Source organism: Elioraea thermophila (ex Habib et al. 2022), assembly GCF_003336755.1.
Taxonomy (GTDB): Bacteria; Pseudomonadota; Alphaproteobacteria; order Acetobacterales; family Acetobacteraceae; genus Elioraea; species Elioraea thermophila.
In genome coordinates this window covers 294,668-308,981 of record NZ_QMDI01000006.1, presented here as the reverse complement: position 1 = coordinate 308,981, position 14,314 = coordinate 294,668, and the positions used below count along the sequence as shown (strand labels likewise).

Annotated in this window: 15 protein-coding genes; 1 reads left to right on the top strand and 14 read right to left on the bottom strand. The window is 71.6% G+C overall.

Annotated elements, in window-relative coordinates; genetic code table 11:
- Window positions 1-11: 11 nt before the first annotated feature.
- The 8 genes from DWB05_RS11340 to rpsD all read right to left on the bottom strand — a co-directional run bounded on the left by DWB05_RS11340 (window position 12) and on the right by rpsD (window position 8,453).
- On the bottom strand, window positions 12-1,007 hold the full coding sequence (locus DWB05_RS11340) for a sigma-54 interaction domain-containing protein (RefSeq protein WP_114377304.1): 996 nt from the start codon (window positions 1,005-1,007) through the stop codon (window positions 12-14).
- A gap of 38 nt (window positions 1,008-1,045) precedes the next feature.
- Window positions 1,046-2,068, bottom strand: coding sequence for a C45 family autoproteolytic acyltransferase/hydrolase (locus tag DWB05_RS11335; protein WP_114377303.1), 1,023 nt, complete (start codon window positions 2,066-2,068; stop codon window positions 1,046-1,048).
- Window positions 2,065-3,060, bottom strand: a complete 996-nt coding sequence (locus tag DWB05_RS11330; RefSeq protein ID WP_114377302.1) for an ABC transporter ATP-binding protein — start codon at window positions 3,058-3,060, stop codon at window positions 2,065-2,067. The genes DWB05_RS11335 and DWB05_RS11330 overlap by 4 nt, the downstream gene beginning before the upstream one ends.
- Complete coding sequence (locus tag DWB05_RS11325; protein ID WP_114377301.1) at window positions 3,057-4,037, bottom strand: ABC transporter ATP-binding protein; 981 nt, start codon at window positions 4,035-4,037, stop codon at window positions 3,057-3,059. The genes DWB05_RS11330 and DWB05_RS11325 overlap by 4 nt, the downstream gene beginning before the upstream one ends.
- Complete coding sequence (locus DWB05_RS11320) at window positions 4,034-4,939, bottom strand: ABC transporter permease (protein WP_114377300.1); 906 nt, start codon at window positions 4,937-4,939, stop codon at window positions 4,034-4,036. The genes DWB05_RS11325 and DWB05_RS11320 overlap by 4 nt, the downstream gene beginning before the upstream one ends.
- The gene (locus DWB05_RS11315) at window positions 4,936-5,943 is read right to left on the bottom strand and encodes an ABC transporter permease (RefSeq protein WP_114377299.1); all 1,008 of its coding nucleotides are present in this window, start codon (window positions 5,941-5,943) and stop codon (window positions 4,936-4,938) included. The genes DWB05_RS11320 and DWB05_RS11315 overlap by 4 nt, the downstream gene beginning before the upstream one ends.
- A gap of 102 nt (window positions 5,944-6,045) precedes the next feature.
- Window positions 6,046-7,593, bottom strand: coding sequence for an ABC transporter substrate-binding protein (locus tag DWB05_RS11310; protein WP_114377298.1), 1,548 nt, complete (start codon window positions 7,591-7,593; stop codon window positions 6,046-6,048).
- A 245-nt stretch (window positions 7,594-7,838) separates the two neighbouring features.
- The gene (rpsD, locus tag DWB05_RS11305; protein ID WP_114377297.1) at window positions 7,839-8,453 is read right to left on the bottom strand and encodes a 30S ribosomal protein S4; all 615 of its coding nucleotides are present in this window, start codon (window positions 8,451-8,453) and stop codon (window positions 7,839-7,841) included.
- A 170-nt stretch (window positions 8,454-8,623) separates the two neighbouring features.
- Between rpsD and DWB05_RS11300 the strand changes: the two genes are divergently transcribed.
- Entirely contained in the window at window positions 8,624-8,839 is a 216-nt protein-coding gene (locus DWB05_RS11300; protein WP_114377296.1) for a hypothetical protein, read from the top strand.
- Window positions 8,840-8,866: 27 nt separating this feature from the next.
- Here DWB05_RS11300 and DWB05_RS11295 read toward each other — a convergent pair whose 3' ends face one another.
- The 6 genes from DWB05_RS11295 to cysS all read right to left on the bottom strand — a co-directional run bounded on the left by DWB05_RS11295 (window position 8,867) and on the right by cysS (window position 14,300).
- On the bottom strand, window positions 8,867-9,685 hold the full coding sequence (locus DWB05_RS11295; protein WP_114377295.1) for an RNA methyltransferase: 819 nt from the start codon (window positions 9,683-9,685) through the stop codon (window positions 8,867-8,869).
- A 51-nt stretch (window positions 9,686-9,736) separates the two neighbouring features.
- Window positions 9,737-10,102 carry a CopM family metallochaperone gene (gene copM, locus DWB05_RS11290; protein ID WP_232818513.1) on the bottom strand — a complete coding sequence of 122 codons (366 nt, stop codon included), beginning with the start codon at window positions 10,100-10,102 and terminating at the stop codon, window positions 9,737-9,739.
- A gap of 96 nt (window positions 10,103-10,198) precedes the next feature.
- Window positions 10,199-10,990 carry a HoxN/HupN/NixA family nickel/cobalt transporter gene (locus tag DWB05_RS11285; RefSeq protein ID WP_114377294.1) on the bottom strand — a complete coding sequence of 264 codons (792 nt, stop codon included), beginning with the start codon at window positions 10,988-10,990 and terminating at the stop codon, window positions 10,199-10,201.
- 23 nt (window positions 10,991-11,013) lie between these two features.
- Window positions 11,014-11,301, bottom strand: a complete 288-nt coding sequence (locus tag DWB05_RS11280; protein ID WP_114377293.1) for a metal-sensing transcriptional repressor — start codon at window positions 11,299-11,301, stop codon at window positions 11,014-11,016.
- Between the two features lie 66 nt (window positions 11,302-11,367).
- Window positions 11,368-12,948, bottom strand: coding sequence for a citramalate synthase (gene cimA / locus DWB05_RS11275; RefSeq protein ID WP_114377292.1), 1,581 nt, complete (start codon window positions 12,946-12,948; stop codon window positions 11,368-11,370).
- A complete protein-coding gene (gene cysS, locus DWB05_RS11270) occupies window positions 12,945-14,300 on the bottom strand; it encodes a cysteine--tRNA ligase (protein WP_114377291.1) in 1,356 nt (451 codons plus the stop codon). The genes cimA and cysS overlap by 4 nt, the downstream gene beginning before the upstream one ends.
- Between the last annotated feature and the right edge of the window lie 14 nt (window positions 14,301-14,314).

The following is a 14,314-nucleotide window of genomic DNA, read 5'->3' as shown; positions in this document are numbered from 1 at the left end:
CGTGCCAGGGCTCAGTCGCCGGCCTGCGCGGTGGCGAGACCGAGCTTCAGCATCTGATGCCGCAGCGCATGGCGCGAGAGGCGCAACAGGCGCGCCGCCCGGCCGTGCTTGCCGCCCGCACGCTTCAGCGCCTCCGCGATCAGCGCGCGCTGGAAGTCCTCCGTCGCCTCATGGAAGCCGCGGCCGAGGGCGGCCACGAGGCCATCGGCGGCAAGAGCGCCGGGCGGGGCGCGGCCCTCGACCTCGCGCAGGATCCGATCCGGCAAGTGCTTCACCAGCACCACGTCCTCGCGCTCGAGGATGGCGATGCGCTCGATCAGGTTCTCGAGTTCGCGCACATTGCCGGGCCAGGAATAGAGGCGGAAGATTTCGGCCACGCGCGGCTCGAGCCCCCTGATCGTCCGTCCGACCCGAGCTCCGTGGTCGCGCAGGAACGCTTCGGCGAGGAGCAGCACGTCGTCGCCGCGTTCCCGCAAAGGCGGGATGTTCACCGCCACCACCTGCAGGCGCCAATAGAGGTCGTCGCGGAAACGCCCGGCCTTCACCTCGGACAGGAGGATGCGGTTGGTGGAGGCGATGAAGCGCACATCGACCCGGGTCGACTTGATCGCGCCGAGACGGCGGAACTCGTGCGTGTCGAGCAGGGTGAGGAGCTTGGCCTGCAGCTGCAGGTCCATCTCGCGGATCTCGTCGAGGAAGAGCGTGCCGCCCTGCGCGGCCTCGATCAGCCCCGGCTTGACGCCTTGCGCGCCGGTGAAGGCGCCGCGTTCGTGGCCGAAGAGCTCGCTCTCCATCAGCGTGGCGGGGATGGCGGCGCAGTTGACGTCGACGAAGGGTCGCGCCGCGCGCGGCGACAGGCGGTGGATGAGGCGTGCGACCAGGCCCTTGCCGGTGCCCGTCTCGCCGTAGAGCAGCACCTGGCGGACGGGGCTTTGCGCGATGCGCGCGACGAGGGCGCGCACCGCCTTGATGCTCTCGTGTTCCCCGATCAGCTCCGCATACGCCATGGGCGCCGGCCCCGCCGCCTCCGGCGTGAAGTCTACGCTCAGGCGTGCGTTTCGCGCCATTCCCCGTCGAGGAGGCGGAACTCCCGCCACGGCGCGGTGCCGGGAGGGCCGAAGGCGATGCGGGCGGCGAGCGCCCGCGTGTCCCAGATCGCGCCCGAGATGGTCGGGGCGGCATCGCCGGCGGGCCGGCAGAGGGCCTCGCCAGGGCCCCGATGGGCGAGGATGGTCTCGGGCGGCGCGCCGGCGGCGACCAGGGCGCGCAGCACGGCGAGCCGGGCCTGGGAGTGCGGCACGGGGGGCAGGCGATCGGCCGCCGCCGTGTAGTGGTTGGTGCGCGCGACCCACGCCGCCTGTTCGACATCCACGCGGCGATGGCGGAGTTCCACCGCGGCTGACGCCCCCGTGGCGTCGGCGAGAACGAGCGCCCCGCCACCGGCGTGCGGCAGGGCGGCGATCGCGCCGAGCGCCTCCGCCACGCGCGAACAGCTGGCGAGCAGCCGGTTCATCAGGACATAGCGCAGCATCCCGGGCCCATGGTCGGCGGTCGGGATCTGCGTATCGGCCAGCGCAAGCCCGTCGCTGTTCATCCCCGACGACCAGGCGCCGGGTGCGCCGAGCGAACCGAGGGCGAGCACGCTTCGCCCTCCCCAAGCCGGGTCGCGCAGGACGAACAGCCGCTGCAGCGGCGCAAGCTCAGCGCGCACGTCGCGGTTCTTGGCGACGACACCGTCGCAGGCGAAGGCGGAACAGCCATCCGCCACGGCGGTGGCGGCGGCGAGATCGGCGAGGATGTTGGCGTGCAGATGCGCGAACACCTCCGCGGGGTCGAGCCCGAAGCCCTCGGCGATGCCGGCGACCTCGGCCATCGCTTCCGGCGCGTGCCGCTCGGTCCAGGCGCGCTGGGCGGCGAGGAACTCCCGCGAGGCAGGGCTCGCGCACGGCACTTCGGCAAGCCGGCTGCGGATCGCGCGCCGCACGGCATCCGCCAGCTCCGGACAGGCACGCGCCTGCGCGAGACCGCGCGCGTAGGGATCGCCCTCGAGAACGATCACCTCGCTCACGCCACTCCTCCGGCGAGCAGGTGACAGGCGGCGCGGTGCGCGTTCGACCCCGATACGGCAACAAGGGAGGCCGTTTCGCGCGCGCACCGTGGCCCCGCCTCGGGGCAGCGCGGGTGGAAGGGGCAACCGGGCGGGGGCGCGAGCGGCGAAGGAAGTTCACCGCCGAGGTGGCGCGGGGCCGGTGCGCCCGGTCGATCGAGCCGCGGCACGGCGGCGAGCAGCGCCCGCGTGTACGGATGGGCGGGGCGGCGGATGACCGCGTCGCGCGGCCCCTCCTCGACGATGCGGCCCAGGTACATCACCGCGATGCGGTGCGCGAGATGCGCCACCACGGCGAGGTCGTGGCTGATGAAGAGAAGCGTGAGCCCCATCTCCGCCCGCAGCTCGCGCAACAGCGACAACACCTGCGCCTGCACCGAGACGTCGAGTGCGGAGACCGGCTCGTCGCAGACGACGAACTCGGGGCGAAGGATCAGCGCGCGCGCGATGCCGATGCGCTGCCTTTGCCCCCCCGAGAACTGGTGCGGGTAACGATCGAGATGGGCGCGCGCGAGCCCCACGCGATCGAGCATGAGCCGAATGCGCGCCTCGATCTCCGCCCCCTTCAGCCCGGCGTGCAGCGCAAGCGGCAGGGCGAGGATCTCGCGCACCGTGCGGCGCGGGTTGAGCGAGGAATAGGGGTCCTGGAAGATGATCTGCATGCGCGGCCTCAGCGGGCGCAGCGCGCGTTCGGGGGCGTGCGTGATGTCGACGCCGTCGAACCGGATGGTCCCCTCGCTCGGCTCGTGCAGGCGAAGCAGGAGCCGCCCGAGGGTCGACTTGCCGCAGCCCGACTCGCCGATCAGGCCGAGAGTCTCGCCCCGCCTCACCGCGAGATCGACCCCGGCGACCGCGCGCACGCAGGGCGCGGGACGGCGGGCGAGGCGCTGGCCGATGCTGCGGCGAAGGGCATAGGTCTTGGCGAGCCCGACCGCCTCGACGAGCGCGCTCACGCCACCTCCTCGGCGCGGATGCAGCGGGAGCGGCGGGTCGGTCCCAGCGGGCGAAGATCGACGGGCCGGGAGCAGAGTTCCACCGCGAACGGGCAACGGTTGCGGAAGCGGCAGCCGGCATCGACACGGGTGAGGTCCGGCACCTGGCCGGGGATGGCGTCGATCGGCCGGTCTGGGTCGTCGAGCGAGGGGAGCGAGGCGAGCAGGCCCCGCGTGTAGGGGTGGCGCGGGCGGGCGATCACCTCCGCCGTCGGGCCCTCCTCCACCACTTGGCCCGCATACATCACCATCACGCGGGCGCATCGTTCCGCCACCACGCCGAGATCGTGCGTGATCATCGCCACGGCAAGGCCGCTCTCGCGCCGCAGCCGGTCGATCAGGTCGAGCACCTGGGCGCGGATGGTGACGTCGAGCGCGGTGGTCGGTTCGTCTGCGACCAGGAGTTTCGGTTCGGCGGCGAGCGCGATCGCGATCATCGCGCGCTGGCGCATCCCGCCCGAGAACTGGTGCGGATAGTCGTCGAGACGGCGTTCCGGCGCGGGGATGCCGACCCGGCGCAGGAGCTCGACCGCACGGTCGCGCGCGGCGGCCCGCGTGCGAGCGAGGCCGTGGGCGAGGATGGTCTCGACGATCTGCGTGCCGATGGTGAGTGCCGGGTTGAGCGCCGAGAGGCTGTCCTGCATGGCCAACGCCATGGCCCGGCCGCGCAGCGCGCGACGGGCCGCGGCGGGAAGCCTGATCAGGTCGCGGCCCTCGAACAGGATTTCGCCCGCCTCGATGCGGCCGGGCGGACGGATGAGGCCGAGCACGGAGAGGAAGGTGACGCTCTTGCCCGACCCCGATTCGCCGACGATGCCGAGCGCCTCGCCGGCGGCGAGGCGGAGATCGACCCCATCGCAGGCGGCGAGCAGGCCACGGCGCGTGGGGAACACCGTGCGCAGGCCGCGCACGGCGAGCAACGGTTCCGCCCCCGTCATGACGGATGCAGCCTCGGGTCGAAGGCGTCGCGCAGGCCCTGGCTCGCGAGGTTGATGGCGAGCACGAGGGCGAGGATGGCGAGCCCCGGGATGGTGGAGACCCACCAGGCATCGACCAGGAAATCCCGCCCATCCGCCACCATCGCGCCCCAGGAGGGGGTGGGCGGCTGCACGCCGAGGCCGAGGAAGGAGAGCGAGGCCTCCATGATGATCACGTAGGCCATGCGGAAGGTGGCGACGACGAGCACGGGCGAGAGCACGTTGGGCAGGATCTCGCGCAGCATGATGTGGGCCGGCCCGCAGCCGAGGGCGCGCGCGGCCTCCACATAGTCCTGCTCGCGCGCGGCCAGCGTCTCACCGCGCACCACGCGGCAGGTGAACACCCATTCCTTGTAGACCAGGGCGAGCACGATGTTGTGCAGGCCGGGGCCCATCATCGCCATCAGCCCGATGGCGAAGACGAGGTAGGGAAAGCCGAGCAGCGTATCGACCAGGCGCGAGACGAGCGTATCGACCCAGCCGCGGAAATAGCCGGCGGCAAGCCCGGCGAGGGTGCCGATGACGGCGGCGAGCCCGATCACCATCAGGGCGACGAAGAGCGAGATCCGCGCCCCCCAGATGAGGCGCGAGAAGATGTCGCGACCGAGCCCGTCACAGCCGAGGAGGAAGGACCACTCGCCCCCCTCCGCCCATGCCGGGGGTTGCAGGCGCCGGAACAGGTCGGCCTCGGCCGGGTCGTGCGGGGCGACCCACGGCGCGGCGAGGGCGAGGAGGACGAAGGCGAGGATGACGCCGGCCGAGGCGAGGGCGGTGCGGTTGGCGGCGAAGCGCGCGAGGCCAAGGCGGAGCGGGGAGACGGGACGGAGTTCGCCCTCGAAGGGAGCGACGGAGGGCGCGCTCACAGCCGCACCTTCGGGTTCAGCGCCGTGTAGAGCAGATCGGCGGCGAAATTGAGCGTGACGTAGGTGACGGCGTAGAGCAGCACCGCCGCCTGCACGAGCGGGTAGTTGCGGGCGAAGATGCTCTCGACGACGAGACGCCCCAAGCCCGGCCAGCCGAACACCGTCTCGACGATCATGTTGCCGCCCAAGAGCTGGCCGGTTTCGATCGCAGTGACGGTGACGGCCGGAATGAGCGCATTCTTCAGCGCGTGCAGCAGAAGCACCCGCCGGCGGGGCAGGCCCTTCGCTTCGGCGAACAGCACGTAGTCGGCGGCGAGCACCTCCGCCATCGAGGAACGCACGACGCGCGCGAGCAGGGCGGCCGTGGGCAGGCCGAGGGTGACGGCGGGGAGGGTGAGATGCGCAAGCACGTTGCGCAACGCGGCGAGGTCGCCGGCGACCAGCGTGTCGATCAGCAGGAAGCCCGTGACGCGCGGCACGTCGAAGCCGAATCCGATCCGCCCGCTCACGGGGAGCAGGCGGAGTTCGACCGCGAACAGCAGGATCAGCAGGATGCCGAACCAGAACCCGGGCAGCGAGACGCCGAACAGCGAGGCGGCGGAGAGCGCGCGATCGAGCCAGGTGTCGCGCTTCACCGCCGCGATCACTCCGAGCGGGATGGCGACAACGATCGCGACCAGCAGCGCGAACAGGGTGAGTTCGATCGTCGCCGGCAGGCGCTCCACGATCACGTCCCAGACGGGGCGGCGATGGAAGAAGGAGATGCCGAAGTCGCCCTGCACGGCGTTGCCGAGGAAGACGAGGAAGCGTTCGACGAGCGGGCGGTCGAGCCCCAAGTCGCGCCGCAGCGCCGCGACCTGCTCCGGTGTCACGCGCTGGTCGGCGAGCATGATCTCCACCGGGTCGCCCGGGGTGAGGGTGATCATCAGGAAGACGATCAGGCTCACCCCGAACAGCACGGGGAGGAGCTGGAGGAGGCGTTCGACGAGGCGGGTCGCGGTCACGCCGGGCGCGTCTCCGCCGTTTGTCGGGGCCGGCGCAGTGCGTCGGCTGGGCCGATCATTCGATTTGCGTCACGGGTCGGACAGGCCGCGCTGGCCGCTCACTCACGCCACGATGCGCACGCGGTGAAGGTTGATCCGGCTGTCCGCCTGCGGCCGCCAGCCGGCGATGCGCCGCGACACGCCGTAGATGTCCTGCGGGAGCCAGAGGAAGATCCAGGGCGCCTGATCGGTGACGATGGCCTGGGCGCGCTTGTACATCTCGGCGCGCTTGGCTTGGTCGAGTTCGGTCTCGGCGGCGTCGAGCAGGCGGTCGACCTCCGGGTGGGAGAAGCCAGCGGTGTTGCCACGCCCGCCCGTGCGCAGCGTGGGCACCATGATGTCGGAGGGGTCGAGGGAGCCGTTGCCCCAGGAGGTGAGCAGCATGTCGCGCTCGCGACGCCGGGCGGGGTCCTGCCACATCGGGGTCAGCACGGCGCCTTCCCAGACCTGCGCGCGCACGCGCAGCCCCGTGCGCGACAGGAGGGCGGCGATCGCCTCCGCCACCTCCTTCAGGGCAGCGGTGGTGTCGAGCACCAGCTCCGTGCCTTCCGCCACCCCGGCTTCGGCAAGCAAGGCGCGCGCGCGGGCGAGGTCGTGGCGATACTCCGGGAGGTCGGGGTTGAAGGCGAAGGCGTCGGGGCTCATCACGCCGCGCAGCGGGGTGGCGGTGTTGTTGAGGATGCGCGCGATGATCGCCTGCTTGTCGAGGGCGTGATTGAGGGCGCGGCGGACGCGCACGTCGCTGAACGGCGCCTTGGCGTTGTTCAGCGCGACGAAGAAGGTGCGGGTGCCGTTGACCTTCGCCACCACCGCGTTGGGGCTCGCCTCGACCTGGCGCATGGCCGAGGGCGGCAGTTCGTTGATGATGTCGACCTCGCCGGCGAGCAGGGCGGCCACGCGGGCGGCGTTCTCGGGCAGGATGCGGAAGATCACCCGATCGACCTGGGCGGGGCCGGCGGGCGGGATGTCGGGCGAGCCGCCGTAGTACTCGGCGAAGCGTTCGAGGATGATCGCCTCGCCGCGACGCCATTCGACCAGGCGGAAGGGGCCGCAGCCGTCGGGCCGGGTCTGCATACCCTCCTGGCCGACGCGTTCGACGTGGCGGCGGTTCACCACCTCCTGGAACGGCAGCATGGCGGGCAGGATCGGCCAAGGCTCGCCGAGGATGAGGCGCACGGTGCGCTCATCCACCACCACCGCCTCCTGCATCGGGCCGAGCAGGCCCTTGCGCGGGCTCGTCTGCCCGCCCATCGCGCCGTCCTTCACCAGGCGGTTGAAGGTGAAGGCGACGTCCTCGGCGGTCAGCGGGTCGCCCGAATGGAAGCGGATGTTGGGGCGGAGGCGGAACTCGTAGGTCCTGGCGTCCACCGCACGCCAGGCCTCGGCGATCTCGGGCACGATGCGCATGTCGGGGTCGCGCGTCAGCAGACCATCGTGGATGTTGCGAATGATGGTCTGCGTCTCGCGGTTGCGGTGGTTGGCGGGATCGAGGGTGAGCGCGTCCTGGCTGAAGCCGACGCGCACGTCGCGCGTGCGCCCCTGCGCGCGGGCGACGGTGGGGGCGAGTGTCGCGGCGGCGGCCGTGGCGAGAAGCTGGCGGCGTCGAAGCATGGTCGTCTCCCGGTCTGTTCGTTCGCCTCGTCGCAGGCTCCAGCGACTGACGCGGCCGCTGGATGCAGCGAGAGCCTAGCACGGCGTGTGCCAGTCCTTGGGCGGGCTCAAGTCCCGCCGACGACCGCGGGGTGGCGTGAAGCGCGCGCGTCGGCGCACATTGCGCGCAAAAACGGACGGCGCCCCGCTGCGCAGGGCAGGCGGGGCGCCCGTGAGGGACCCGGACGATGTCCGGTGTCGCGTGCTCAGCGCGAGTAGAACTCGACGACCTGCGCGGGCTCCATCTGCACCGGATACGGCACGTCGGTCAGTTTCGGCGCGCGCAGGAAACGCCCGCGCATGGCACGGTGATCGACCTCGACGTACTCGGGCACATCACGCTCGGCCGACTGCGCGGCATCGAGGACGGAGGCGAACTGCTTCGCCTTATCCTTCAGTTCGATCTGGTCGCCGTCGCGCACCAAGAAGGACGGAATGGTGACGCGCTTGCCGTTGACCAGGACGTGGCCGTGATTGACCAGTTGGCGCGCGGCGAAGGGGGTGATGGCGAACTTCATCCGGTACACCACCGTGTCGAGCCGACGCTCGAGGAGTTCGATCAGGTTCTCCGAGGTGTCGCCCTTCCGACGCACCGCCTCCTCGTAATAGCGGCGGAACTGACGTTCGCCGATGTTGCCGTAGTACATCTTCAGCCGCTGCTTGGCCATCAGCTGCAGGCCGTAGTCGGTCGGCTTCTTGCGGCGCTGGCCGTGCTGGCCGGGCCCATAGTCGCGCTTGTTGACGGGGCTCTTCGGCCGGCCCCAGAGGTTGACGCCGAGGCGTCGATTGACCTTGTACTTGCTGGCAAGGCGCTTCGTCATGCGGTTCGTCCTTTGGTGTCGGGCCGCCCGCGAGGTCGGCCGCTCGATGTCCCGGTAGGCCACCGCGCGAGGCGGGGCGGAACTTCCGTTCGCGTTCCCGGGAAGGCCCGCGCGGATACGCGGTCGGGCGCCGCTTGTCAAACCCCAGGGCCACCCCTTATCGGCGGCGCATGGTGACGCGGAGCGACGTGCTGATCCTCGGCCTCTCGGCCGGCGTGGTGGGCAGCCTGGTCGGCGGCTTCACGCTCGGGATCGGCATGGGGCTGATCGCGCAGGGGGCGCATGTGGGGTGGCTGCTTGCCCTGCCCGGCGCTCCCTTGGGTGGCGTGCTCGGGCTTTTGCTTGCGCGGCGCCTCGCACGCCAGCTGCCGCGCGAGCCGAACTGAGGTCGCCGCCCGCTCTCGCGCGCGCCCTCACACCGCCTCGTCCGGCTCCACCTCCATACCGGGCTCGATGCGGCCGCGCACGCGCCGACCGCGCGCCAGTTCCGTCACCACGCCGTGCAGGGTGCGCAGCTCCTGCTCCGTCACCTCGGCGCGCTGGAAGAAGTGGCGGATGTTGCGCACCATCGTGGGCCGCTTCTCGCGGTTGCGCAGGAAGCCGCAGGCGTCGAGCTCGATCGTCAGGTGGCGGAGGAAGTTCTCGAGCTCGCCCTTGGTGGCCACCCGCGTCTCGTTGGTGACGAGGCGCGCCGGCGGCGTGGTATCGCCCGCCATCCACCACTCGTAGGCGAGCACCATCACCGCCTGGGCGAGGTTCATGGAATTGAAGGCCGGGTTGAGCGGTACCTGCACCAGCGTGTCGGCGTGGGCGAGATCGTCGGCGGTGAGGCCGTTGCGCTCCGGCCCGAACAGGACCCCCGCCCGAAGCCCCCGCGCGGCGACGTCGCGCAGCATGCCGGCGGCGGCGCGGGCGGTGACGGTGGTGATGATGACGTGGCGCGGGCGGGGGCAGGTGGCGAACACCCGGTGCAGATCGGCCACCGCGTCGGCAACCGTCGCGTGCGTGGTCGCCGCCTCGAGGATGGCATCCGCCCCGCAGGCGGTGCGGCGGGCGCGCTCGGCCAGCGGGTCCTCGCGCGGCGTCACGAGGCGAAGATGGAACAATCCGCCGTTCGCCATCGCCCGCGCCACTGCCCCGACGTTCTCGGCGAGCTGAGGGCGAACGAGCACGACGACGGGCGTGTTCTCGCCGACGGGCCCGCTGACCTTGCTGCGTACCTCCTCGTCCACGGGGCGGGGATTAGGCGGGCGGGTGGCTTGGGGGCAAGCCTCGCCCCGGCCTCATCCGCCCAGCCGCTGCAGCATGGCGCGCATCTGCGCGATCTCCGCCTCCTGGGTGCGGATGATCTCCTCGGCGAGCTTGCGCACCTCCGCATCCTTGCCGTGGCGCAGCACGATGCGGGCCATTTCCACCGCCCCCTCGTGGTGCGGGATCATGCCGCGCAGGAAGTCGATGTCGGCGTTGCCGCTGAAGCGGATGTCCATCGCGCGGTGCATGCGTTCGTTCGCGTCCCGGAACGCCCGCGTGCTGTCCGGCTCGGCGGCCGGTGCCGGGCCGTGGCCGTGATGGGGCCCGTGCTGGGCGAGGGCGACGGTGCCGCCGAGCACCGCGCCGAGGGCGAGGGTGAGGATCGTCCTGCCCATCATCGTCTCCCTTCCTTGCCCGGAAGCGTGCGGCTTCCGCGCGGGGGCAGCGGATACCGGGTCGACCGTGGCCCGGAAGGGGGGAGGATCCGCCGGCGCTCAGCCGCCGGCAGCGAGCACGGCCCCCGCGCGGCCGAGGGTGTACAGGCCCGCTGCCGCCATCACCGCCACCGAGGCCCAGGGCAGGGCGGCGGCAAGGCGGCTGAACCGAGAACCGCCGCGGGCGGGGGAAGCGAGGCGAAGCGAGAGGGCGGCGGCGAGCGCCACCCCGCTCAGCACCACGCCGAGGCCGAGCGAGAAGGCCGCGACCATGGCCACGCCGAGCGCAGCGGCCCCGGCCTGCAGGGCGAGCGCCAGCACCACGAGGGCGCCCGGACAGGGCGCGAGACCGCCGCCGAAACCGGTCGCGATCACCGTCCGCCAGCCGACGCGCTGCTCCGCCGATGGGGTGACATGGTGAGGCGCATGGTCGTGCTCGTGGTGGTGACGGTGATCGTGCCCGGCGCCGTGGTGATCGCCGTGATGGTGGTCGTGGCGATGTCCCTGCTCGCGCACCAGGCCCCGCGCCAACCAGGCGGCGACCGCGAGCACCACGATGCCGCCGGCGAGCGACAGCCAGGGCAGCCAACTCGGCGGCACGCGATCGAGCCCGACCGCGAAGGCGGCGAGCACCAGCCCCCAGACGACCAGCGAATGCGCCACCGCGGCGCAGACGCCGAGCACCACGCCTTGCGCCGGCGTGCCGCGCGTGGCGATGACGAAGCCCGCCATCATCGATTTCGCATGCCCGGGCTCCAGGGCGTGCAGGGCGCCGAGGGCGAAGGCGGCCGGCAGCCACAGCCAGGGTGCGGCCCCACCCGCCGCGAGGGCCTGGAGGATGCCGCCCTCCATCGCGCGCTCCCCTCGCCCCTGCCTCAGAGGAACTTGGTCAGCGCGCGGAACTCGGCCAGTGCCGCTTCCGCCTTGCCCTCCTCGATCGCGCGGTCGAGGCAGTGGTCGATGTGGTCCTGGATGAGTTCGCGCTTGGCGTTGCCGATCGCGCGTTCGATCGCATGCAGTTGCTGGGCGAGTTCGAGGCACGGGCGGCCCGCCTCGATCATGCCGACGACGGCGCGCAGGTGGCCTTCGGCGCGGCGCAGCCGCTTGACGACGTCGCCATGGCTGGCGTGGCGGATGCCGCCCGCCTGCGGGTCGTGTTTCATGCGACCATCCTATCCTCCAGGAGGGGATCGTCAAGCGTGCTTGGAGGGGAGGGGTCCCCGGTCCGCTCAGGCCGCGACCCCCTCGCGCAGCAACAGATACGTCACCGCATCGGCGAGCGCACCGAACGAGGCCTCGATGACGTTGCCCGACACGCCGACCGTGCTCCAGCGCGCCTGATCGGGCCCTTCCGATTCGATCATCACCCGCGTGGTGGCGGCGGTCGCCTGGTCGGGGGTGAGGATGCGCACCTTGTAGTCGACGAGCCTGAGCGCCCGTACCTCCGGGTAGTGCGGCTCGAGCGCCTTGCGCAGCGCGGCATCGAGCGCGTTCACGGGCCCGTTGCCTTCCGCCACCGTCAGCACGCGCTCCCCTTTGACGATGAGTTTGAGCGTGGCCTCGGAGAGGGGTTCTTCGCTCTCATGCCGCCGCTCCACGAGCGTGCGGAACGATTCGAGTCGGAAATACTCCGGCACCGTGCCGAGCACGCGCCGCGCGAGGAGTTCGAACGAGGCCTCAGCGCCGTCATAGGCGTAGCCCGCGAATTCGCGCGCCTTCACCTCGTCGAGAATGCGCTTCACCCGCGCATCCTCCGGGTCGATCTCGATCCCCGCCTCGCGCAGCCGGGCCAGGATGTTGGATCGCCCCGCCTGGTCGGAGACGACGATGACGCGGTGATTGCCGACCCGTTCGGGCGCGATGTGCTCGTAGGTGGCGGGATCGCGCGCCACCGCCGAGACATGCAGGCCGCCCTTGTGCGCGAAGGCCGATTCGCCGACGTACGGCGCACCGCGGGCGGGGGCGCGATTGAGCCGCTCGTCGATCAGCCGCGAGAGCTTGGTGAGGCCCCGGAGCTGCTCCTCGCTCACCCCCGTCGTGTAGCCCATCTTCAGCATCAGCGTCGGGATGATGGAGACGAGATTGGCGTTGCCGCAGCGCTCCCCGATGCCGTTGATCGTGCCCTGCACCATGCGGCAGCCCGCACGCACGGCGGCGAGGCTGTTCGCCACCCCGTTGCCGGTATCGTCGTGGCCGTGGAAGCCGAGACGCTCGCCGGGGATGAGGCGCGTCACCTCGCGCACGATCTCCTCCACCTCGTGCGGCAGGGTGCCGCCATTGGTGTCGCAGAGCACGATCCACTCCGCCCCCGCCTCGTGCGCGGCGCGGATCGCCGCCAGCGCATAGTCGCGATTGCGCTTGAAGCCGTCGAAGAAATGTTCGGCGTCGAACATCACCGTCGTCGCACGGCGCTTCGCTTCCGCCACACTCTCGGCGATCATCGCGAGGTTCTCTTCGAGCGTCACGCCGAGTGCGACCTCGGCGTGGTAGTCCCAGGTCTTGCCGACGAGGGTGATGATCGGCGTGCGGGCGGCGAAGACGGCGGCGAGGCCGGGGTCGTTGGCGGCGGAACGACCCGCCCGCCGCGTCATGCCGAAGGCGGCGAGGCGTGCGTGGCGCAGCGGCGGGGGCGAGGCGAAGAAGGCATCGTCGATCGGGTTGGCGCCCGGCCAGCCGCCCTCGATGGTGTCGATGCCGAAGGCATCGAGCGCGCGCGCGATCGCGATCTTGTCCGCCACCCCCCAATCCACGCCCTGCATCTGCTGCCCGTCGCGCAGCGTGCAGTCGTAGAGGTGGATCCTGGTCGTCATGACGCGCGTCTCCAGGTGGTGCCGGCCGGCGTGTCCTCGAGCACGATGCCCTTGGCGGCGAGTTCGGCGCGGATCGCGTCGGCGGTTGCGAAGTCGCGCGCGCGGCGGGCGGCGAGGCGACGGGCGATCGCCGCCTCGATCTCGGCACTGTCGATGCCGCCGCGGAACCAGGCCGCGGCCGTACGGGGAAGAAGGCCCATCAGGTCGGCGGCGGCGCGCAGCTCGGCCCCCGCCGCGCGCTCGCCGGCGAGTGCCCGGTCGGCAAGGCCGTGCATGGCGGCGAGAGCCGCCGGCGTGTTCAGATCGTCGAGCAAGGCGGCGAGCACGGCGTGCGGGAGGTCGGGCGCGGCTGCCGGTTCGCCCACGGCCTCGAGGGCACGGTAGAAGCGGTCGAGCTCTCGCCGCGCCTCGAGAAGCCCCGCCTCCGTGTAGTCGAGCGGCATGCGATAATGCGTCTTGAGCAGCAGCAGGCGGAACGCCTCCCCGGCCCAGTCGCCGTGCGCGAGGATTTCGGCGACGGTGACGAAGTTGCCGAGCGACTTCGACATCTTCTCGCCGTTGACGAGCAGCATGCCGTTGTGGACCCAGGTGCGGGCGAAGCCCGAGCCCGGAAAGGCGCAGAGCGACTGCGCGATCTCGTTCTCGTGGTGGGGGAAGATCAGGTCGATCCCGCCGCCGTGGATGTCGAAGTCGGTCCCCAAGTGGCGCCAGGACATCGCGCTGCACTCGATGTGCCAGCCGGGGCGGCCGCGGCCCCAGGGACTTGCCCACCCAGGCTGATCCGGCGTCGAGGGCTTCCACAGCACGAAGTCGTACGGGGACCGCTTGTAGGGCGCGACCTCGACCCGAGCGCCGGCCTCCATTTCCTCCGGAGAACGGTTCGACAAGGCACCGTAGCGCGGGAAGGACGGCACGTGGAACAGCACGTGGCCTTCCGCCTCGTAGGCGTGGCCGGAGGCGATGAGGCGCTCGATCAGCGCGATCATCTCGGCGATCGTTTCGGTCGCGCGCGGCTCCACGTCGGGCGGCAGGGCGCCGAGGGCGGCCATGTCCTCGTGGAACCAGCGCGTGGTGCGCCCGGTCACCTGCTCGATCGTCTCGCCGCGCTCGCGGGCGGCGGCCATGATCTTGTCGTCGACGTCGGTGATGTTGCGCACGTAGGTGACGCGCGGAAAGAGACGGCGCAGCAGCCGCACCAGCACGTCGAACACGACGACGGGGCGCGCATTGCCGATATGCGCGCGGTCGTAGACGGTGGGCCCGCAGACGTAAAGCCGAACGTGCCCGGGGTCGAGCGGGCGGAACGGCTCCTTGCGCCGTGTCGCCGTGTTGTGCAGCACGAGGTGCGGCATGGCGGGGGCGATAT

Coding starts and splice junctions, on each gene's coding strand:
- cimA (WP_114377292.1), bottom strand. CDS start 12,948: ATGACGACCAGGATCCACCTCTACGACTGCACGCTGCGCGACGGGCAG.
- copM (WP_232818513.1), bottom strand. CDS start 10,102: ATGATGGGCAGGACGATCCTCACCCTCGCCCTCGGCGCGGTGCTCGGC.
- DWB05_RS11310 (WP_114377298.1), bottom strand. CDS start 7,593: ATGCTTCGACGCCGCCAGCTTCTCGCCACGGCCGCCGCCGCGACACTC.
- DWB05_RS11280 (WP_114377293.1), bottom strand. CDS start 11,301: ATGAAACACGACCCGCAGGCGGGCGGCATCCGCCACGCCAGCCATGGC.
- cysS (WP_114377291.1), bottom strand. CDS start 14,300: ATGCCGCACCTCGTGCTGCACAACACGGCGACACGGCGCAAGGAGCCG.
- rpsD (WP_114377297.1), bottom strand. CDS start 8,453: ATGACGAAGCGCCTTGCCAGCAAGTACAAGGTCAATCGACGCCTCGGC.
- DWB05_RS11325 (WP_114377301.1), bottom strand. CDS start 4,037: ATGACGGGGGCGGAACCGTTGCTCGCCGTGCGCGGCCTGCGCACGGTG.
- DWB05_RS11285 (WP_114377294.1), bottom strand. CDS start 10,990: ATGGAGGGCGGCATCCTCCAGGCCCTCGCGGCGGGTGGGGCCGCACCC.
- DWB05_RS11340 (WP_114377304.1), bottom strand. CDS start 1,007: ATGGCGTATGCGGAGCTGATCGGGGAACACGAGAGCATCAAGGCGGTG.
- DWB05_RS11300 (WP_114377296.1), top strand. CDS start 8,624: ATGGTGACGCGGAGCGACGTGCTGATCCTCGGCCTCTCGGCCGGCGTG.